This is a genomic window from Kribbella sp. NPDC051936 (assembly GCF_040680955.1).
Lineage (GTDB): Bacteria > Actinomycetota > Actinomycetes > Propionibacteriales > Kribbellaceae > Kribbella.
The window spans coordinates 504,254-523,910 of the sequence record NZ_JBFAXS010000002.1 but is presented as its reverse complement, the minus strand read 5'-3'; the positions used below and the strand labels follow the sequence as shown (position 1 = coordinate 523,910).

Annotated in this window: 20 protein-coding genes; 15 read left to right on the top strand and 5 right to left on the bottom strand. The window is 70.1% G+C overall.

Annotation, left to right across the window (positions count from 1 at the left end):
- The first annotated feature begins 83 nt into the window (after positions 1–83).
- The gene (locus AB0L64_RS08090; RefSeq protein ID WP_363709012.1) at positions 84–1,169 is read left to right on the top strand and encodes a Gfo/Idh/MocA family oxidoreductase; all 1,086 of its coding nucleotides are present in this window, start codon (positions 84–86) and stop codon (positions 1,167–1,169) included.
- Positions 1,170–1,176: 7 nt separating this feature from the next.
- Here the strand turns inward: AB0L64_RS08090 and AB0L64_RS08085 are convergent, their stop codons facing one another.
- Entirely contained in the window at positions 1,177–3,135 is a 1,959-nt protein-coding gene (locus AB0L64_RS08085) for an AAA family ATPase (RefSeq protein WP_363709010.1), read from the bottom strand.
- 56 nt (positions 3,136–3,191) lie between these two features.
- Here AB0L64_RS08085 and AB0L64_RS08080 point away from each other — a divergent pair, with 56 nt between their 5' ends.
- The 3 genes from AB0L64_RS08080 to AB0L64_RS08070 all read left to right on the top strand — a co-directional run bounded on the left by AB0L64_RS08080 (position 3,192) and on the right by AB0L64_RS08070 (position 5,010).
- Positions 3,192–3,779 (top strand): TetR family transcriptional regulator, encoded by a 588-nt coding sequence (locus AB0L64_RS08080; RefSeq protein WP_363709009.1) that lies wholly within the window; start codon positions 3,192–3,194, stop codon positions 3,777–3,779.
- Positions 3,780–3,793: 14 nt separating this feature from the next.
- Positions 3,794–4,231 carry a type II 3-dehydroquinate dehydratase gene (gene aroQ, locus AB0L64_RS08075; protein WP_359925115.1) on the top strand — a complete coding sequence of 146 codons (438 nt, stop codon included), beginning with the start codon at positions 3,794–3,796 and terminating at the stop codon, positions 4,229–4,231.
- Between the two features lie 74 nt (positions 4,232–4,305).
- Positions 4,306–5,010, top strand: a complete 705-nt coding sequence (locus AB0L64_RS08070) for a response regulator transcription factor (RefSeq protein WP_363709007.1) — start codon at positions 4,306–4,308, stop codon at positions 5,008–5,010.
- Here AB0L64_RS08070 and AB0L64_RS08065 read toward each other — a convergent pair.
- Complete coding sequence (locus AB0L64_RS08065) at positions 5,007–5,615, bottom strand: NAD(P)H-binding protein (RefSeq protein WP_363709005.1); 609 nt, start codon at positions 5,613–5,615, stop codon at positions 5,007–5,009. The genes AB0L64_RS08070 and AB0L64_RS08065 overlap by 4 nt on opposite strands.
- A gap of 2 nt (positions 5,616–5,617) precedes the next feature.
- Positions 5,618–6,526 (bottom strand): EamA family transporter, encoded by a 909-nt coding sequence (locus tag AB0L64_RS08060; protein WP_363709003.1) that lies wholly within the window; start codon positions 6,524–6,526, stop codon positions 5,618–5,620.
- A gap of 74 nt (positions 6,527–6,600) precedes the next feature.
- Here AB0L64_RS08060 and AB0L64_RS08055 point away from each other — a divergent pair, with 74 nt between their 5' ends.
- A complete protein-coding gene (locus AB0L64_RS08055; RefSeq protein ID WP_363709001.1) occupies positions 6,601–7,098 on the top strand; it encodes a MarR family transcriptional regulator in 498 nt (165 codons plus the stop codon).
- A gap of 4 nt (positions 7,099–7,102) precedes the next feature.
- Here the strand turns inward: AB0L64_RS08055 and AB0L64_RS08050 are convergent, their stop codons facing one another.
- The gene (locus AB0L64_RS08050; RefSeq protein ID WP_363708999.1) at positions 7,103–7,891 is read right to left on the bottom strand and encodes a hypothetical protein; all 789 of its coding nucleotides are present in this window, start codon (positions 7,889–7,891) and stop codon (positions 7,103–7,105) included.
- A gap of 135 nt (positions 7,892–8,026) precedes the next feature.
- Here AB0L64_RS08050 and efp point away from each other — a divergent pair, with 135 nt between their 5' ends.
- Entirely contained in the window at positions 8,027–8,590 is a 564-nt protein-coding gene (gene efp, locus AB0L64_RS08045) for an elongation factor P (protein WP_355691680.1), read from the top strand.
- 33 nt (positions 8,591–8,623) lie between these two features.
- The gene (gene nusB, locus AB0L64_RS08040; RefSeq protein WP_363708996.1) at positions 8,624–9,034 is read left to right on the top strand and encodes a transcription antitermination factor NusB; all 411 of its coding nucleotides are present in this window, start codon (positions 8,624–8,626) and stop codon (positions 9,032–9,034) included.
- Between the two features lie 230 nt (positions 9,035–9,264).
- Here the strand turns inward: nusB and AB0L64_RS08035 are convergent, their stop codons facing one another.
- Positions 9,265–9,780 (bottom strand): transcriptional regulator, encoded by a 516-nt coding sequence (locus AB0L64_RS08035; protein ID WP_363708994.1) that lies wholly within the window; start codon positions 9,778–9,780, stop codon positions 9,265–9,267.
- A gap of 204 nt (positions 9,781–9,984) precedes the next feature.
- Between AB0L64_RS08035 and pyrR the strand changes: the two genes are divergently transcribed.
- From pyrR to pyrF, 8 genes are read left to right on the top strand one after another with little or no spacing between them, the layout of a single operon-like run.
- Positions 9,985–10,581: a bifunctional pyr operon transcriptional regulator/uracil phosphoribosyltransferase PyrR gene (gene pyrR / locus AB0L64_RS08030; RefSeq protein WP_359923575.1), complete on the top strand. Its 597-nt coding sequence runs from the start codon at positions 9,985–9,987 to the stop codon at positions 10,579–10,581.
- The gene (locus tag AB0L64_RS08025) at positions 10,578–11,519 is read left to right on the top strand and encodes an aspartate carbamoyltransferase catalytic subunit (RefSeq protein WP_363708992.1); all 942 of its coding nucleotides are present in this window, start codon (positions 10,578–10,580) and stop codon (positions 11,517–11,519) included. The genes pyrR and AB0L64_RS08025 overlap by 4 nt, the downstream gene beginning before the upstream one ends.
- The gene (locus tag AB0L64_RS08020; RefSeq protein WP_363708990.1) at positions 11,516–12,808 is read left to right on the top strand and encodes a dihydroorotase; all 1,293 of its coding nucleotides are present in this window, start codon (positions 11,516–11,518) and stop codon (positions 12,806–12,808) included. Before AB0L64_RS08025 ends, AB0L64_RS08020 begins: the two co-directional genes overlap by 4 nt.
- On the top strand, positions 12,805–13,290 hold the full coding sequence (locus AB0L64_RS08015; RefSeq protein WP_363708988.1) for a hypothetical protein: 486 nt from the start codon (positions 12,805–12,807) through the stop codon (positions 13,288–13,290). Before AB0L64_RS08020 ends, AB0L64_RS08015 begins: the two co-directional genes overlap by 4 nt.
- Positions 13,287–14,408 carry a glutamine-hydrolyzing carbamoyl-phosphate synthase small subunit gene (gene carA, locus AB0L64_RS08010; protein WP_363708986.1) on the top strand — a complete coding sequence of 374 codons (1,122 nt, stop codon included), beginning with the start codon at positions 13,287–13,289 and terminating at the stop codon, positions 14,406–14,408. Before AB0L64_RS08015 ends, carA begins: the two co-directional genes overlap by 4 nt.
- Complete coding sequence (gene carB, locus AB0L64_RS08005; protein ID WP_363708984.1) at positions 14,408–17,710, top strand: carbamoyl-phosphate synthase large subunit; 3,303 nt, start codon at positions 14,408–14,410, stop codon at positions 17,708–17,710. The genes carA and carB overlap by 1 nt, the downstream gene beginning before the upstream one ends.
- The gene (locus AB0L64_RS08000) at positions 17,703–18,749 is read left to right on the top strand and encodes a quinone-dependent dihydroorotate dehydrogenase (protein WP_363708982.1); all 1,047 of its coding nucleotides are present in this window, start codon (positions 17,703–17,705) and stop codon (positions 18,747–18,749) included. The genes carB and AB0L64_RS08000 overlap by 8 nt, the downstream gene beginning before the upstream one ends.
- Positions 18,746–19,609, top strand: a complete 864-nt coding sequence (gene pyrF / locus AB0L64_RS07995) for an orotidine-5'-phosphate decarboxylase (RefSeq protein WP_363708980.1) — start codon at positions 18,746–18,748, stop codon at positions 19,607–19,609. The genes AB0L64_RS08000 and pyrF overlap by 4 nt, the downstream gene beginning before the upstream one ends.
- The last annotated feature ends 48 nt before the right edge of the window (positions 19,610–19,657 follow it).

The window sequence follows — 19,657 nt, the reverse complement described above, 5'->3', positions numbered from 1 at the left end:
ATGCGGTCAGATGGTGGGCTGCGGGTTGTGGAACGGCGCCGGGGTGGCGGACGATGCTGTCTACGCCTCGGAAAGGGCTTTCCATGACTGACCGCAAGCATCGGATCGCGATCGTCGGGACCGGTGGGATCGCTGGCTCGCACGCCCGGGCCGTCGCCGCACTGCCGGATCGGGCCGAACTGGTCGCCGCCGTGGACGTCGACCTGGACCGGGCGAAAGAGTTCGCCGAGCAGTGGAACATCCCGGCGACGTACCTGAGCCTGACCGACCTGCTGGCGGCCGAGCAGGTCGATCTGGTCCACCTGTGCACGCCGCCGAACTCGCATGTCCCGCTGGCCGCCGAGTGCCTCGCCGCGGACGTCGACGTGTACCTGGAGAAGCCGCCGACGCTGTCGCTGGACGAGTTCGACGCGCTGGTGGCGGCGGAGGAGAAGTCCGCGGCGCAGGTCGCGTGCGTGTTCCAGCACCGCTTCGGATCCGGCGCGGTCCGGCTCCGCGAACTGCTCGCCGACGGCGTCCTCGGCCGCCCGTTGGTTGCCCTGTGCAACACCGTCTGGTACCGCGACGACGCGTACTTCGCGGTGCCGTGGCGCGGCACGTTCGACGTCGAGGGCGGCGGCCCGACGATGGGGCACGGGATCCACCAGTACGACCTGCTGCTGTCGGTGCTCGGCCCGTGGGAGAAGGTGACCGCGCTCGCCGCCAGGCAGGCCCGGCCGACGCAGACCGAGGACGTGTCGATGGCGCTTGTGACGTTCGAGAACGGCGCGGTCGCGTCGATCGTGAACTCGCTGGTGTCCGCCCGGCAGACGTCGCAGCTGCGGTTCGACTGCGAGAACGCGACCGTCGAGCTGGAGCACCTGTACGGGTACAAGAACCCGGACTGGACGATCACGCCGGCGCCGGGTCACGAGGCCGTCGCGGACGCCTGGTCGGCCGATCTGCCCGACGTCGCGAGCGGTCACACCGCGCAGCTCGCCGCGATCCTCGACGCCAAGGCCGCGGGGGAGCCGACGCCGGTGACGCTGGCGGAGGCGCGCAACACGCTCGAACTCGCAGCGGCCATCTACGCATCCGCGTTCACCGACAAGCCGATCCGTCGCGGTGAGCTCGGCCACGGTACGCCGTACGCGCAGCGCATGGGCGGCCCCGGCGCACCCTGGAGCTAGACACGCTCTAGAGCTCAGGAGGCAGATCCCGGCTGTGCAGGATGTCCAGCCGGGACACCGCCCGGGTGAGGACGACGTACAGCCGGTTGAGGCCGCGCGTCTCCGCCGCGACGATGTCGGCCGGCTCAACGGCGATCACATGGTCGTACTCGAGCCCCTTGGCGAGGCTTGCCGGGACGACGGTCACGCGGCCGTTCACGTCGGCCGCGGAGGTCTCGATCCCGGCCGCCTTCAACGCATCGGTCAACGCCGGCAGTTGGTCATCGGCCGCGATGACGCCGATCGATCCCTCGGCGTCGAGCGCGCGCCGGACGCTGTCGACGCAGGCGGCCGCCAGGTCATCGACCCTGGCGACGGTGAGCTCGCCGTCGGAGCGGTACGACGTGGTCGGCGGTACGTCGGCGTCGAGCGCGGTCAGGAGACGATTCGCCAACTCGACCACGGTCGCCGGAACCCGGTAGCCGGTGCTCAGCGCAACGATTTCGGCGGACGGCTTCCCGAGATGGGCGAGCTGCGTCTGCCAGTCGGCTGCGGCCCACGCCGCCGTACCCTGCGCGAGGTCGCCGAGCACCGTGATCGAGCTGTGCTCGCTGCGCCGCGCGATCGCCCTACATTGCATGGGGGAGAGGTCCTGCGCCTCGTCCACGATCACATGCCCGTATGTCGGCGGGCGCTCCAGCAACGCGCTCACCTCGTCGAGCAGCACCGCGTCCGCGGCCGTCCAGCGGGCGCTCTTCGCCTTCCGCGGCCGCGGCCACGCGATCGCCCGCTGCTCGTCGGACGTCAGGATGCCTACCTGACCGGGATCGCTCAGGTACTCGGCCAGCACGTCCTCGGCCTTCAGATGCGGCCACACCGCGTCGACGTACGGCGTCACGCCACGAGCCATCCGTCGCAGCCAGGCGCCGTTGCAGTTCTGTCCGCGCGCCTCGGCCTGCCGTTGCAGCGCCGCGACCAGGCGGGCGACGACCCGCTCCCGGCCGGTCAGGTACGTCGTCGCCTCGGCCTCGGCCACCATCTCCGCGAACTCGTGCTGGGCGACCCGCCACCTGTACGACTCGTCGTTCACCACGACCGCTTGCTCCGGTGGTCGGATCCGGTCGTACACCGCCTTGCGCAGCACGTCGGCCATCCGCGCGTCGTGCTTGACCGCGGCCGCCGCCGGATCATCGGTCGCGCGCACCTCGCGATCCAGCAGTCGCTCGATCGTGGTCTGCTCGACGTTCACCTCGCCGAGCGTCGGGAGCACCGCGGAGATGTAATGCAGGAACGCCCGGTTCGGCCCGAGGACGAGGACACCGGTGCGTTCGAGCCGCGACCGGTGGGCGTACAGGAGGTAGGCGGCGCGGTGCAGGCCGACCGCGGTCTTGCCGGTGCCCGGCGCGCCCTGGACGCAGACCGAGACGTCGAGGCCGGTCCGGACCAGCGTGTCCTGGTCGGGCTGGATCGTGGCGACGATGTCCCGCATCGGACCGACCCGGGCGCGCTCGATCTCGCGCCGTACGAGTTCGCCAGGTGTCGACGGCCCGCCGGACCGGAGGGGTTCGTCCTCGAAGCCGGTGAGGACGCCGGCCGACCAGCCGAAGCGGCGGCGGGTGTCGATACCGCGCGGCTCGACGGCGGACGCCTGGTAGAACGCGGCGGACACCGGCGCGCGCCAGTCGATCACCATCGGCGGCCGGCCGATCGCGTCCGCGATGTGCCGGCGCCCGAGGTAGTAGGTCTGCCGGCTGTGCTCGCCCGCGTCGGCGCCGTGCGCGATGACGCCGAAGAAGGGCGGGTTCTCGCCTTCTTCGGCGATGTCCTTGGCCAGCGTCTTGAGGTAGTAGCCCAGCCGCTCGGCCGTGTAGCGGTCGCCCCAGGTGTGCTCGCCGACGGCCACGTTCTCCCGTGCGCCGGCGACCATCCGGTGCAGCGCCTCCCGGCACCGCTCGGCGTACGCACGCTCCTCGCTGATGTCCCGCATCGCCCCTCCACAAAAGATTAACTCGGTCAATCTTTTGCCTAGGTTAACATGGCCTCGTGACCGGACTTCGCGAGCGGAAGAAGCAGCAGACGTACGACGCCCTGTCCGAGGCGGCGATCGCGCTGTTCCTGGAGCGCGGGTTCGACGAGGTGTCGGTGACCGACATCGCCGCGGCCGCCGACGTCTCCAAGCCGACGCTGTTCAAGTACTTCCCGACCAAGCAGGACCTCGTGCTGCACCGGATCGCCGACCACCGGCACGAGTCCGCCCGCGTCGTCACGGCAGCCGCGGCTCCGCCCGTCCGGGCGTTGCGCGAGCACTTCCTCGCCGGGCTCGTCGCGCGCGACCCCATCACCGGCCTGAACGACCACCCGCAGGTCCTCGCGTACTACCGGCTCGTCTTCACCACGCCTGCGCTGACGACCCGGCTCCACCAGTTCATGGACGACGACGAGAGCGCGCTCGCGGACGCCCTCGGAGGCGATCTCGCGGGCGAACTCCTGGCCGCGCAGGTGGTGTCGGTCCAGCGGGTTCTGTCTCGCCGCAACTGGGCCGCCATGGACGCCGGTCAGCGCGCCGACGACCGGTACCTGGATGCCGTGACCGAAGCCGAAACCGCCTTCGACGGGCTGCCGCTAGGGTGAGTGCTGTGACGGATGTGAGCAGGCGGGTGCTGGTGCTGAACGGGCCGAACCTCGGGCGGCTGGGGTCGCGGGAGCCGGAGAAGTACGGTACGACGACCTTCGCCGAGCTGGTCGGGGTGTGCGAGAAGACCGGCGCCGAACTCGGGCTCGAGGTCGAGGTGCGGCAGACCGACGACGAGGCCGAACTGGTCGGCTGGCTGCACGAGGCGGCCGACGGCCGGACGCCGGTCGTCCTCAATCCGGCCGCGTTCACCCACTACTCGTACTCGCTGCGGGACGCGATCGCACAGCGGACCGCTCCGCTGATCGAGATCCACCTGACCAACCCCGCCACCCGCGAGGACTTCCGGCACACCAGCGTCGTCGCCGGGGTCGCCACCGGCACCATCGCCGGCTTCGGCCTCGACTCCTACCGTCTCGCCCTCCGCGCCCTCACCACGCTCGATTCGTAACCGATCTGCCCTTTCGGGCATCAGGTAGGTGTGGGCAGCACGATCGGGAGGACAACGACGACTTGGGGGTTCGTATGACGCAACACCACGGGCAACATCTCGGGCAGCACCGTGGGGAGAACCGGATTCCGGTCTGGGTGAAGGCGCTCGACCCGCTCTCGCAGTTCGGGCTGGTGTACGCGCTGCGGCAGCGGCCGGAGATCAACCTGATCGGCGACGCCGATCTGCCGGCGCTCGTGCCGGCGCCGTCGGCCGGACAGCGCACCGCTCCGCCAGTGGTCGCGCTGATCGCCGTCGACGCGCTGGACGCCGGCGCTGTGCACGTACTGCGGTCGGCGACGCAGCGGGGCTGCCGCCGGACCGTGCTGATCGGCAGCTCGATCGACGACGAGGCGCTGATGACCGCGGTCGAGCTGGGCGTCTCCGGCGTACTGCGACGTACCGAGGCGACCGCCGACCGCATCGTGCACCTGGTGCAGGCCGCCGCCGCGGGTGACGGCAGCCTGCCACCGGACCTGCTGGGACGGTTGCTCGGTCAGGCATCGCGCAGGCAGCGGCATGTGCTGGCGCCGCGCGGGCTGACCCACACCGGTCTGTCCGACCGGGAGACGCAGGTACTGCGACTCGTTGCGGACGGCAAGGACACGCAGGAGATCGCGCGCGAGCTGTCGTACTCGGAGCGCACGGTCAAGAACGTCCTGCACGACGTCACCAGCCGACTGCAACTCAGAAACCGCTCACACGCCGTCGCGTACGCCCTGCGCGAGGGCTTGATCTAGTAACCAACGGTGAAGCGCTGTCTGATGTGCTGAGCCTGCTCCGCCTCGTCGACCAGTGCGACGGCGAAGTCCTCGACCGAGATGGAGGACTCGCCGGCCGCACTGGTCACGAGGTGGTCGTAGCCCTTGCGGTACCGCCCGGTGCGCGTACCAGGCTCCAACAGGGCCGGCGGACTCACATATGTCCAGTCCAACGCATCAGCTGACCGCACCAGCGCGTACTGCGCGGCGCATGCCCGGGCGATCGGCAACAGCGCTGCCGGGAACTCCGGGGACTCCATGAGCGTCAGCTCGCTCCCCGGCACGAGCAGGCTCGCTGCACCGCCTACCAGAACCAGCCGCGCGCCACTGCCGCGCAGCCCGACCAGCAGGGCCTTGGCCGTGTCCACGAGCTCGCCTTCACTCCCGTCCCGCGGCCGGGTCGCGCTGATGACGACGTCGTGCCCAGCACTCAAGCGCGCCACGTCCTCGGGGTCGGCGGCATCACCGCGCAGGTGATCCGGGCCGGACCGGCTGACGCTGGTGACGCTGTGACCGCGGGCGGTTGCCTCGGCGACAACCCGGCTTCCGACAGAGCCCGTCGCTCCCCACACGAGGATCCGCATTCTCAGCACCCCTCCCCGGCCGGGACGAGTACCCGTGTCTCGACGACCGGCTTCTTCGGCGTACGGCGGACCTGTGCGGTGACAAGCGCTGCCAGTACGACGAAGCCGCCGACGGCCTGCAGTGTTGTGAGGTGCTGGGCCAGGAGCAGCCAGCCGAGGGTGGTGGCTACTACCGGACTCAGCAGGCCGAGGAACGTGACCTCGGTCGGGACGAGCTCGCGGAGTCCGCGGAACCACAAGGCATAGGCGATCGCGGAGCCGAACAGCGCCAGGTACGAGTAGCCGGCGAGGTTCCGCAGTGTGAAGGCGGGGAACGCACCCTCGACCAAGAACGTCACCGGCAGGAGCACGAGCCCACCGGCGACCAGTTGCCATCCGGTCGTGGCCAGCAGGGGAGCGGGGGACGTCCAGCGCTTACTGAGCACGACCCCGAACGCCATGACGACCGCACCGCCGGCCGCTGCGAGCACGCCCCAGGTGTCGAGTCGTGCAGTAGCACGCAGAACCAGCAGGCCGACCCCGAACACTCCGGCGATGGAAGTGAGGACGGTGCGGAGAGACAGGCGCTGCCGCAGCAGACCCGCGGACAACAGCGCGACCAGCAGTGGCTGGATCGCACCGACCGTCGCGGCCACGCCGCCCGGCAGCCGGTAGGCGCCGACGAACAGCAGGGCGTTGAAGGCGCCGATGTTGAGCGTGCCCAGGACGAGCGAGCGCCACCACCAGCTGCCGCGCGGCAGGACCCGCGTGATCGCGACGAGCAAGAGGCCGGCCGGCAACGCGCGCAGCAGCGCGGCCAGCAGCGGGCGATGCGGCGGCAGGAACTCGGTGGTGACCACATAGGTGGTGCCCCACAGCATCGGTGCGATCGCCGTGGTCAGGAGCAGGAAGAGTCGTCGATTGCTTAGCACTAAGATAAAGTATCTCAGTGCTAAGTAACTTTCAAGTCGCTCATCGCTAAGCAATCTGGCGCTACGCTGGACCCATGGCAGATCACGTCGACCTGGTCCTCGAGCAATGGCGCACTCGCCGGCCCGACCTGGACCCGTCGCCGATGGGCATCATCGGGCGGATGGGCCGGCTCGGCGCGCTGTTCGACGCCGAGCTGCGGCGGAACTTCGCCAAACACGACCTGGACCGCGCGTCGTTCGACGTCCTGGCGACCCTGCGGCGCAGCAACGCCGAGCACAGCCTGACGCCGGCCGGTCTGATGCACTCGTCGATGGTCACGTCCGGGGCGATCAGTCAGCGGCTGGACCGGCTGGAGTCCCGCGGCCTGGTCACCCGGGCGCCGAGCGAGACCGACCGCCGCGGCGTCCTGGTCACCCTGACGCCCGAAGGGCTCGCGCTGATCGACAAGGTGCTGCCGACCCACATCGACACCGAGTCCCAGTTGCTCGCCGGGCTGTCGCCGGCCGAACGCGATCAGCTGGCAGACCTGCTCCGTGTGCTGCTGGAATCGCTCGGGGACAAGCGGGGCTGACGGGTTAAGACTGGCGCGGCGGGTTGCTGACGGTCTGCCAGAGCTCGTCGATGTCGGAGCGGTCGTCGGGGTCGGGCTTGTCGACCCAGCCGCTGGCCCAGACGTTCTCGTCGCGGTCGTCGAGGTTGAAGATCGACTCCGCGAAGGCGGCCGAACCGACGTACCGGCCCTCGCCTTCGTCGGGCTCGTCGAGCACATCCGCGTTCGGCCGCGGAGCCGTCGGCGGGGCGACGAGGTCGCGCGCGTACTTCTGCGCCTCCAGGATCCCCAGCTCGCGCTCGTCGCTCAGCAACCGGATCGCGCCGACCTCGTTGCCTGCGGTCATCAACTCGCGCACCCTGGCGTCGAGGTCCTGCCTCGGCGTCGGCAGGTTGTTCTGCTGCGGCCGGTGCGCCGGCGGCTGGTAAGGCCCCGGCTGGTACGGCGCAGGGTTGTACTGCAATGGGTACTGCGGCTGGGCGGGCGTGGCCCATTCACCAGGGCGAGGCGCCTGCCGGCCGCCTTGCATGAGCTGCTGCAGAGCGGCCGCAGCCTGCTGGCTGCCCTGCGGGTTTCCGGCCTGCACCGCGAACGTCGGGCTCGGCGCCGGAGGCGGTCCGCCCGGGCCGGCGGCCTGGGTGAACTGGCCGTGGATCTGCACCGGCTGGCTGCCGGCCTGCTGTGCCTGGATCCGCTCGATCAGAGCCTGCATCCGCGCGTTCGGCTGACCGTTGCCGCGGGTGGCCTGCTGCCGCGCCTTGGAGATCAGACTGACCACGATCATCACCACGACGAAGATCACGAACCCCGTCATCGCCGGCCTCCTGCGCCTCTGTGGACAGTCTGGGCGACCAGCCTAAGGCCACCGGGGTCCGCAGAATCGGAGGAAACCGCAAGCGACCGCTACAATCACGTGTTACCGCTGATCGATTTCGAAGGGCATACCCGCGTGGCAACGACGAACGACCTCAAGAACGGCATGGTGCTCGACCTGGACGGGCAGCTGTGGTCCGTCGTGTGGTTCCAGCATCACAAGCCGGGCAAGGGCGGCGCCGTCGTCCGGACCAAGCTGAAGAACGTGCTGTCCGGCAAGGTGGTGGACAAGACCTTCAACGCCGACGTCAAGGTCGAGGTGGCCACGGTCGACAAGCGTGACATGACGTACCTCTACAACGACGGTTCGTCCTACGTCTTCATGGACAAGTCGACGTACGAGCAGACCAACATCCAGCCCGACGTGGTCGGCGACGCCGCGCACTTCCTGCTGGAGAACCAGGACGCTATCGTCGCGGTGCACGACGACCTCCCGCTGTACGTCGAGCTTCCGGCCTCGGTCGAGCTCCTGGTCGAGTACACCGAGCCCGGCCTGCAGGGCGACCGGTCGACCGGCGGCACCAAGCCGGCCAAGCTGGAGACCGGCTACACGATCCAGGTCCCGCTCTTCCTGACCACCGGCGAGAAGGTCAAGGTCGACACCCGGACCGGGGACTACCTCGGCCGCGTCACCTCCTGATCGCTGACTAACCAAGGGAAGCGACAACAGAAGATGTCTGCCCGGAGCAAGGCCCGCAAGCGCGCGCTCGACGTGCTGTTCGAGTCGGAGGTCAGGGGGTTGCCGGTCGGCGGCACCCTGGCCGACCGGGTGGCCGACAACGACCCGCCGGTGAACGAGTTCACCGTGGCGCTGGTCGAGGGGGTCGCGAAACACATCGAGCAGATCGACGAGCTGCTCGAGACCCATTCGGTGGGCTGGACGCTGGACCGGATGCCGGCCGTCGACCGGAACATCCTGCGGATCGGTGCCTACGAGCTCCTGTACGACGACCAGGTGCCGGACGTGGTCGCGGTGAGCGAGGCGGTCGCGCTGGCGCGGGACCTGTCGACCGACGAGTCCCCGACGTTCGTCAACGGACTGCTGGCCAGACTGCTGCAGTTGAAGCCCACACTGGGCGTCTGAGCAAGAGGAAGCGAGGGGGGCGAGCCCTCTGTAGTTGTCAGGCCCGGTGACCGTCTCGGTACGGTCCCGGGCCGCCGTTTGCGTCCCCGTTCTGCGGCTGGTGAGGTGGTCCCTGCCGCGTGGTTACTGCGGTTGTCGCGGTTGCTGCTCTGTTCGGTCAGCTGAAGGAAGGCGGGCGGCCGCGGGCCAGCTGCTACAAGCCCCGACCGTCTGGTGCCTTCGTTCAGGCGTCAGGCTCCGGCGACCTCGGGCGACTCCTCGACCTCGCCCTTCGCCTCCGGGTTCAGCACACCCCAGGAGATGAAGCGCTCGGTGAGCGTCGTCGGCGACTCGTCGTAGATGACCGCCAGCGTCCGCATGTCGTCCTGACGGATCGACAGCACCTTGCCGTTGTAGTCCCCGCGCTGAGCCTGGATCGTGGCCGCGTACCGCGTCAGCGGACCGGCCTCGCTCGCGTCGAGGTGTTGCAGGGCCTCCAGGTCGAGGATCAACCGGGGAGGAGCGGCAGCCGCGGCGGCCGCGCTGGCGGATCCAGGAAGCAGTTCACGGATCGGCACGCCGTAGAAATCGGCGAGCTCCGCGAGCTTCTGGACCGTGACGGCTCGATCGCCGCGCTCGTACGAGCCGACGACGACCGCCTTCCAGCGACCCTTGGACTTCTCTTCCACGCCATGCAGCGACAGTCCTTGCTGCTGGCGGATGGCGCGCAACTTGCCACCCAGTGTCTTCGCGTATTCGCTAGGCACGCTGGTTCTTCCCTCCGACTAGTTCGTCATGTCCGGCCCGCCGGAACGGGCCGGTAAGGTGAACCCCCCTCGGTTACACAGAGTAACAATATTCCGGGGGCGAGGCCAGCGTCAAGACGGCGTGTCACATCCGATACCATGTCAAGCGGTCCGAACGTCCTTTAAAGACCCGTCCAGAGAGGCGGGAAAGGAGGAACGGTAGCGATGAGCCCTGCCCAGAGTGCAGAGCAGCACCAGGCCGAGCAGCCGCCGAAACGCAGCGGTCGCGAGGTCCTGGACGCTTCCGACATTTCCCGGGCACTGACCCGGATCGCCCATGAAATCCTCGAGCGGAACCGCGGCGCCGACCCGGTCGTCCTGCTCGGCATCCCGCGCCGCGGCGTCCCGCTGGCGCAGCGCGTCTCGGCCAGGATCCAGGCCGTCGAGGGGCAGAGCGTGCCGACAGGGTCACTCGACGTGACGATGTACCGCGACGACATCGGCCTCAAACCGCCGCGCGGCCTGGAGCACACCGACATCCCGGCGGACGGGATCGACGGCAAGGTCGTGGTGCTCGTCGACGACGTGCTGTTCTCCGGCCGCACCATCCGCGCGGCCCTCGACGCGCTCGGCGACCTCGGCCGCCCGCGCGCGGTCCAGCTCGCCGTCCTGGTCGACCGCGGCCACCGCGAGCTGCCGATCCGCGCCGACTACGTGGGCAAGAACCTGCCGACCTCGCTGGTCGAGCGGGTCACCGTTCATCTCGACGAGTTCGACGGCGAGGACGCGGTCCTGATCGCGGACAAGGGGGCACAGGCATGAAGCACTTGCTGAGCGCGGGCGACCTGAGCCGCGACGAGGCGCAGCTGATCCTCGACACGGCCGAGGAGATGCGATCGCTCGCCGACCGGCCGATCAAGAAGCTGCCCGCCCTGCGCGGGCGGACCGTGGTGAACCTGTTCTTCGAGGACTCCACCCGGACCCGGATCTCGTTCGAGGCGGCCGCCAAGCGGCTGTCCGCGGACGTGATCAACTTCTCCGCGAAGGGGTCGAGCCTGAGCAAGGGCGAGAGCCTCAAGGACACTGCGCTGACGCTGCAGGCGATGGGCGCGGACGGGGTCGTCTGCCGGCACGGCTCGTCCGGGGCGCCGCACCTGCTGGCGACGTCGGGCTGGATGACCGGCTCGGTGGTGAACGCCGGCGACGGCACCCACGAGCACCCGACCCAGGCGCTGCTCGACGCGTTCACGATGCGCCGCCACCTCGGCGCGCTGGACGGCCGCCGGATCACGATCGTCGGCGACGTCCTGCACTCCCGGGTCGCCCGGTCGAACGTGCTGCTGCTCTCGACGCTCGGCGCCGACGTCACCGTGGTCGCCCCGCCGACGCTGCTGCCGGTCGACATGAGCACCTGGCCGTGCGTCACGTCGTACGACTTCGACTCGGTGCTGCCGAAGAGCGACGCGGTGATGATGCTGCGGGTGCAGCGGGAGCGGATGAACGACGCGTTCTTCCCGAGCGCCCGGGAGTACACCCGGCGCTACGGCCTGGACAGGAACCGGATGGCGCAGCTGCCCGACGAGGCGATCGTGCTGCACCCCGGCCCGATGAACCGCGGCATGGAGATCAGCGCCGAGGTCGCCGACTCGACCCGCTCGGTGATCGTCGAGCAGGTCACCAACGGCGTCGCGATCCGGATGGCCGTCCTGTACCTGCTGCTGTCCGGAACCAACGAGACCACCGAGGAGCCCACGGCATGACCGCTTACCTGATCACCGGCGCGAGCATCGTTGGCGGTGAGGTGGCGGACCTGCTGATCGACAACGGCGAGATCGTTGCCACCGGCACCGGCCTGGAGGCGCCGGCGGACGTCACCACGATCGACGCCGCGGGCCTGGTCGCGCTGCCCGGGCTGGTCGACCTGCACACGCACCTGCGCGAACCCGGCCGGGAGGACGCCGAGACGGTCTTCACCGGCACCCGGGCGGCCGCGCAGGGCGGCTTCACCGCGGTGTTCGCGATGGCCAACACTGACCCGGTCGCCGACACCGCCGGCGTCGTCGAGCAGGTCTGGCGCCTGGGCCGCGACGCCGGGTACGCCGACGTGTACCCGATCGGCGCGGTCACCGTCGGCCGCAAGGGCACGCAGCTCGCGGAGCTCGGCGCGATGGCGGACTCCGCGGCCCGGGTCCGGGTGTTCTCCGACGACGGCGACTGCGTCTGGGACGCCGCGCTGATGCGCCGCGCGCTGGAGTACGTGAAGGCGTTCGGCGGCGTGATCGCCCAGCACGCGCAGGAGCCGCGGCTCACCCAGGGCGCGCAGATGAACGAGGGCGCGCTGTCCGGCGTCCTCGGCCTGACCGGCTGGCCGAGTGTCGCCGAGGAGGCGATCATCGCCCGCGACATCCTGCTGAACGCGCACGTCGGGTCGAAGCTGCACATCTGCCACCTGTCCACCAAGGGCTCGGTGGAGATCGTCCGGGCCGCCAAGCGCCGCGGCCTCGAGGTGACCGCCGAGGTCACGCCGCACCACCTGCTGCTGACCGAGGACCTGGCCGCCTCCTACAACCCGGTGTACAAGGTGAACCCGCCGCTGCGCACCAAGGAGGACGTCGAGGCCGTTCGCGAGGGCCTGGCCGACGGCACGATCGACATCGTCGCCACCGACCACGCGCCGCACCCGGTCGAGGACAAGGACTGCGAGTGGAGCGCGGCCGCGTTCGGGATGACCGGCCTGGAGACCGCGCTGTCCGTGGTCCAGCACGCGATGATCGACACCAAGCTGCTGACCTGGGCCGACGTCGCCGACCGGATGAGCTACGCGCCGGCCGCGATCGGTCAGGCTGCCGACCACGGCCGTCCGCTGGAGGCCGGCGCACCGGCGAACCTCGTGCTGTACGACCCCCGCGTCGAGCGGACCGTGGTCCCCGAGGAGTCGGTGTCGCTGTCGCGGAACACGCCGTTCGAGGGAATGACGCTGCCCGGCAAGGTGGTAGCGACGTTCCTGCGCGGTACGCCGACCGTCCTGGACGGTGAGCTCACGCAGTGAAGGCCTTCCTAGGCATTCTCGGCACGCTGGTGGTGCTGGCGGCTGCCTACTTCGGTATGTACCGGGGCTGGCGGAACCGCCAGTCCCGGCAGGCTGACCTGGCGCCCTTGCCCACGGCGCCAGAGGACTCGACACGCGGCGTCGAAGGTGTGTACGTCGCGACGACGAGCGCGGGCGATTGGATGGACCGGATCGCCGTGCACGAACTGGGCGTCCGCGCGACCGCGGACCTGGCCGTCAGTGAGGCCGGCCTGATCTTCCACCGGCAGGGCGCGGCGGATGTCTTCATCCCCGCGGACCGGCTGACCGGGGTCCGGACCGACCGTGGCATCGCCGGCAAGGTGACCGCGGAGAAGTCCGGCCTGGTCGTGGTCACCTGGACCCACGACGGACGTGAGCTCGACACCGGGTTCCGTCCGCGCCGTAAGGCCGACACCGCCGCCCTGACCGCATCCATCTCGACCTTGATCGGAGCATCATGAGCCAGCCAGCACTGCTGGTCCTGGAAGACGGCCGGTCGTTCGCCGGCACGTCGTACGGAGCGACCGGATCCACCTTCGGCGAGGCGGTGTTCACCACCGGGATGACCGGGTACCAGGAGACACTGACCGACCCGTCGTACCACCGGCAGATCGTCACCCAGACGGCGCCGCACATCGGCAACACCGGGATCAACGACGAGGACGACGAGTCGCAGAAGATCTGGGTCGCCGGGTACGTCGTGCGCGACCCGGCCCGGGTCCCGTCGAACTGGCGCGCCACGCGCTCGCTCGACGACCAGCTGAAGGGCCAGGGGATCGTCGGGATCTCCGGCATCGACACCCGTGCGCTGACCCGCCACCTGCGGGAGCGCGGTGCGATGCGCGCCGGGATCTCCACCGAGGTCCTGGACCCGGCCGAGCTGCTGGCCAAGGTGCTCGAGCAGCCGCCGATGGTCGGCGCCGACCTGGCCTCGGAGGTGACGACGTTCGAGCCGTACGTCGTGCCGGCCGAGGGGGAGAAGCGCTTCACGGTGGTCGCGCTCGACCTGGGCATCAAGTCGATGACGCCGAAGCGGATGTCCGAGCGCGGCATCGAGGTGCACGTACTGCCGGCCACCGCGACCCTCGAGGAGGTGCTCGCGGTGAACCCGGACGGCATCTTCATGAGCAACGGCCCGGGTGACCCGGAGACCACCGAGCACCCGACCACGCTGCTCAAGCAGCTGCTCGAGCAGGACAAGCCGTACTTCGGGATCTGCTTCGGCAACCAGGTGTTCGGGCGGGCGCTCGGGCTCGGCACCTTCAAGCTGAAGTACGGGCATCGCGGCATCAACCAGCCGGTGCTCGACCGGGCCACCGGCAAGGTCGAGATCACCGCGCAGAACCACGGGTTCGCGGTCGACGCGCCGATCGACTCCGTGGTGCAGACGCCGTACGGGACGGCCGAGGTCAGCCACGTCTCGCTCAACGACAACGTCGTCGAAGGGCTGAAGCTCACCGGCAAGGACGGCCGCGTGCTCGCCTTCTCGGTCCAGTACCACCCCGAGGCGGCGGCCGGCCCGCACGACTCGGCGTACCTGTTCGACCGCTTCGTCGAACTGATGGAAGGGCGGAACTGATGCCGCGCCGTACAGACATCGATTCGGTCCTGGTGATCGGATCCGGGCCGATCGTGATCGGCCAGGCCTGCGAGTTCGACTACTCCGGGACCCAGGCCTGCCGGGTGCTCAAGGAGGAGGGGTTCCGGGTCGTCCTGGTGAACTCCAACCCGGCCACGATCATGACCGACCCGGAGTTCGCCGACGCCACCTACGTCGAGCCGATCACCCCGGAGTACGTCGAGAAGGTGATCGAGAAGGAGCGCCCGAACGCGCTGCTCGCCACCCTCGGCGGCCAGACCGCGCTGAACGCGGCGATCGCCCTGCACGACAACGGCGTCCTGGACAAGTACGGCGTCGAGCTGATCGGCGCGTCCGTCGACGCGATCCAGCGCGGTGAGAACCGGGAGTCGTTCAAGCAGATCGTCGAGAAGCTCGGCGCCGAGGTCGCGCGGTCGCGGATCTGCCACACCCTCGACGACGTGATGGGTGCGGCCGGCGAGCTCGGGTACCCGCTGGTCGTCCGGCCGTCGTTCACGATGGGCGGCGTCGGCTCCGGGATGGCCTACGACGAGGCGGACCTGCGGCGGATCGCCGGCGCCGGGCTGCACGCGTCGCCGACGACCGAGGTCCTGATCGAGGAGTCGATCCTCGGCTGGAAGGAGTACGAGCTGGAGGTGATGCGCGACAAGGCCGACAACGTCGTGATCATCTGCTCGATCGAGAACGTCGACCCGATGGGTGTGCACACCGGCGACTCGGTCACGGTCGCGCCGGCGATGACCCTGACCGACCGCGAGTACCAGGTGATGCGGGACCTGGCCATCGGCATCATCCGCGAGGTCGGGGTCGACACCGGCGGCTGCAACATCCAGTTCGCGGTGAACCCGGCCGACGGCCGGCTGATCGTGATCGAGATGAACCCGCGGGTGTCCCGCTCGTCCGCGCTGGCCTCGAAGGCGACCGGGTTCCCGATCGCGAAGATCGCCGCGAAGGTCGCGATCGGCTACACGCTGGACGAGATCCCGAACGACATCACCCGGCAGACGCCGGCCAGCTTCGAGCCGACGCTGGACTACGTGGTGGTGAAGGTGCCGCGGTTCGCGTTCGAGAAGTTCCCGGCCGCGGACGCGACGCTGACCACGCACATGAAGAGCGTCGGCGAGGCGATGGCGATCGGCCGGAACTACACCGAGGCGCTGCAGAAGGCGCTGCGCTCGCTGGAGAAGCCGGAGGCCCGGTTCTCCTGGGCGGGGCAGCCCGCGTCGGAGCTGGAGCCGTTGCTCGAGGCCATCAAGACGCCGCAGGACGGCCGGCTCCGGATCGTCATGGACGCGATCCGGGCGGGCGCGACGCCGGAGCAGATCTTCGAGTCGACGCGCATCGATCCCTGGTTCGTGGACCAGCTGTACCTGATCCACGAGACCGCCCTGCAGGTCGCGGCCGCGCCGCGGCTGACGCCCGACGTGATCAAGCTGGCCAAGCGGCACGGGTTCTCCGACCTGCAGCTGGCCGAGATCCGCGGGCTGACCGAGGACGTCGTCCGCGGTGTCCGGCAGGCGCTCGGGATCCGGCCGGTCTACAAGACGGTCGACACCTGTGCGGCCGAGTTCAAGGCCGAGACGCCGTACCACTACTCGTCGTACGACGAGGAGACCGAGGTCGCGCCGCGCGACACGCCCGCCGTCCTGATCCTGGGCTCCGGGCCGAACCGGATCGGGCAGGGGATCGAGTTCGACTACTCCTGCGTGCACGCGTCGATGGCGCTGCGCGAGGCCGGGTACTGCACGGTGATGGTGAACTGCAACCCGGAGACGGTCTCGACCGACTACGACACCTCCGACCGGCTGTACTTCGAGCCGCTCACCTGCGAGGACGTGCTCGAGATCGTGTACGCCGAGCTGCAGGCCGGCCCGGTCGCGGGCGTGATCGTCCAGCTCGGCGGCCAGACGCCGCTCGGGCTGGCGCAGCGGCTCGCGGACGCCGGCGTACCGATCGTCGGGACGTCGCCGGAGGCGATCCACCTGGCCGAGGAGCGGGGCGCGTTCGGCAAGGTGCTCGCGGACGCGAAGCTGCCGGCGCCGAAGCACGGCACGGCGCTGTCGGCCGACGAGGCGCACCAGGTCGCCGGGGAGATCGGGTTCCCGGTCCTCGTCCGGCCGTCGTACGTGCTCGGCGGTCGCGGCATGGAGATCGTCTACAGCTCGGCCGAGCTGACCGCCGCTCTGGAGCGGCTCGGCGGCGACGGGGCGTTCGAGCACCCGGTGCTGATCGACCGGTTCCTGGACGACGCGGTGGAGATCGACGTCGACGGGCTGTTCGACGGCGACGAGCTGTTCCTCGGCGGCGTGATGGAGCACATCGAGGAGGCCGGGGTGCACTCGGGCGACTCATCGTGCGCGCTGCCGCCGATCACGCTCGGGAACGCCGACATCGAGAACATCCGGAAGTCCACCGAGGCGATCGCCCGCGGTGTCGGCGTCCGCGGCCTGCTGAACGTCCAGTACGCGCTCGCCGGCGACGTGCTGTACGTGCTGGAGGCGAACCCGCGGGCGTCCCGGACGGTGCCGTTCGTGTCGAAGGCGACCGCGACGCCGATGGCGAAGGCGGCCGCCCGGGTGATGCTCGGCGCCACGATCGCCGAGCTGCGCGCCGAGGGTCTGCTGCCCGCGACCGGTGACGGCGGCACGCTGCCGCCGACCACGCCGATCGCGGTCAAGGAGGCCGTGATGCCGTTCAACCGGTTCCGGACCATCGACGGTTCGTCGGTCGACACGGTGCTCGGGCCGGAGATGAAGTCGACCGGCGAGGTGATGGGCGTCGACGACACCTTCGGTACGGCGTTCGCGAAGTCGCAGGCGGCGGCCTCGCAGCCGCTGCCCGGTGCCGGCAAGGTGTTCGTCTCGGTCGCGAACCGGGACAAGCGGCACATGATCTTCCCGGTCAAGCGGCTGGCGGATCTCGGCTTCCAGATCTACGCGACCGAGGGGACGGCTGACGTTCTGCGCCGCAACGGGGTCGAGGCGGTCACGGTCCGCAAGAGCAGCCAGGGCCCGGGCCCGAACGGTGAGCCGACGATCGTCCAGATGGTCCAGGACGGCGAGCTGAACCTGATCGTCAACACGCCGATCGGCATCACCCAGGGCGGCTCGCCGCGTCTGGACGGCTACGAGATCCGCAGCGCAGCCGTCGCCCGCAACATCCCGTGCATCACGACGGTCCAGGGCCTCGCGGCTGCGGTCCAGGGCATCGAGGCGCAGCGCGCCGGCGACATCGGCGTCCGGTCCCTGCAGGACTGGGTCCCGAGGATCCGCGGTGTCTGACCGGTCGATGTACGAGCGCCTTGTCCGGCCGGTCCTGTACCGGCTGGGCAAGGGCGACGCGGAGGTCGCGCACGAGCAGACGCTCGCCGCCCTCCGCCTGCTCGGCCGCATCCCCGGTGCTCCCCGCGCCGGAGCCCGGCTGTACGGCGCGCCCGCGCCGCGCACGGTCTTCGGCGTCCGCTTCCCCTCACCGGTGGGGCTCGCTGCCGGGATGGACAAGAACGGCATCGCACTGCGCGCGTGGCCGGCCATCGGCTTCGGCTTCGTGGAGGTCGGCACGGTCACGGCGCACCCGCAGCCCGGCAACGAGAAACCGCGGCTGTTCCGCCTCGTGGAGCACGAAGCCGTCATCAACCGGATGGGCTTCAACAACCTCGGCAGCGAGGCACTGGCCGCGCGGCTGGCGGCGTACGGCGACCTGGGCTACCCGCTGGGCATCTCGATCGGGAAATCGAAGGTGACGCCGCTGGAGGAGGCGGTCGAGGACTACGTGACCTCCCTGCGCCGCCTCTACCGGTACGGCGACTACTTCGCGGTCAACGTGTCGTCGCCGAACACCCCCGGCCTGCGCTCGCTGCAGGACGCCGGCCACCTCCGCGAACTGCTGACCGCGCTGCACACCGAAGCCGCGGGCCTGACCGTCGCGGGCCTCGAGCCGAAGCCGATCCTGGTGAAGATCGCGCCGGACCTGACCACCTCGGCGATCGACGAGCTGCTCCAGGTCTGCACCGACACCGGCGTCGCCGGCATCATCGCCACCAACACCACCATCGGCCGCCCCGGCGTCGAGACCCACCCGCTCGCCGGTGAGGCGGGCGGTCTGTCGGGCCGCCCACTCGCGGAGACGTCGGCCAAGGTCGTGGCCCACATCCACAGCCAGACCGGGGGAGAGCTGCCCGTCATCGGTGTGGGCGGGATCGTCGAACCGTCGGACGCGATCCGCCTCTTCGACGCCGGCGCGAGCCTCGTCCAGGTCTACTCCGGACTCATCTACAAAGGCCCCGGCCTGATCCGCCGGATCAACAGGAGCTTGCCATGAGCAACCAACCTTTGGGGAGCGACATGCGTAACAAGCCGTTCGGCGCCCGGCTGCGCGCCGCCATGGACGCCCGCGGCCCGCTGTGCGTCGGCATCGACCCGCACCAGCACCTCCTGGACGCCTGGGGCCTGCCCGACACCGCGCAGGGGCTCGCGTCCTTCACGTACGGCGTCGTCGACGCGCTCGCCGACCGGGTCGCGGTGTTCAAGCCGCAGTCGGCGTTCTTCGAGCGTTTCGGGTCGGCCGGGGTCGCCGTCCTCGAGCAGGCGACGATCCGCCTCCGCGAGGCCGGGGCGCTGGTGATCATCGACGCCAAGCGCGGTGACATCGGTACGACGATGGCGGGCTACGCGGCGGCGTACCTGGCCGAGAAGGGCCCGCTGGCCTGTGACGCGCTGACGGTCAGCCCGTACCTCGGGTTCGGCTCGCTGCAGCCGGCGATCGACGAGGCGCGGGAGGCGGGGGCGGGACTGTTCGTGCTCGCCCTGACCTCGAACCCGGAAGGCCCGCAGTTCCAGACCGCCCGGACCGCGGACGGGTCGACGGTCGCCGGCGCGGTCCTCGACGGGCTGCGCGAGCTGAACGCCGGCGTCGAGGGCCTGGGCTCCTTCGGCGCGGTTGTTGGGGCGACCATCAGCTCGACCGAGGAGAACCTGGACATCAACGGCCCGCTGCTCGCCCCCGGCCTCGGCGCCCAGGGCGGCACGGCCGAGGGCCTGACGAAGGTGTTCGGTCCGGCGGTGCGCAACGTCGTCCCGTCCAGCTCCCGCGAGATCCTCGGCGCCGGCCCCGGCGCCACCGCCCTCCAGGACGCCGCCGCCCGCACCAACGACGCCTACCGAAGCGTTCTCGGCTACTGAGCATCTGCAGCTCGACAGGAGGTATCCGGACCAGCGGTCACCGGCCAC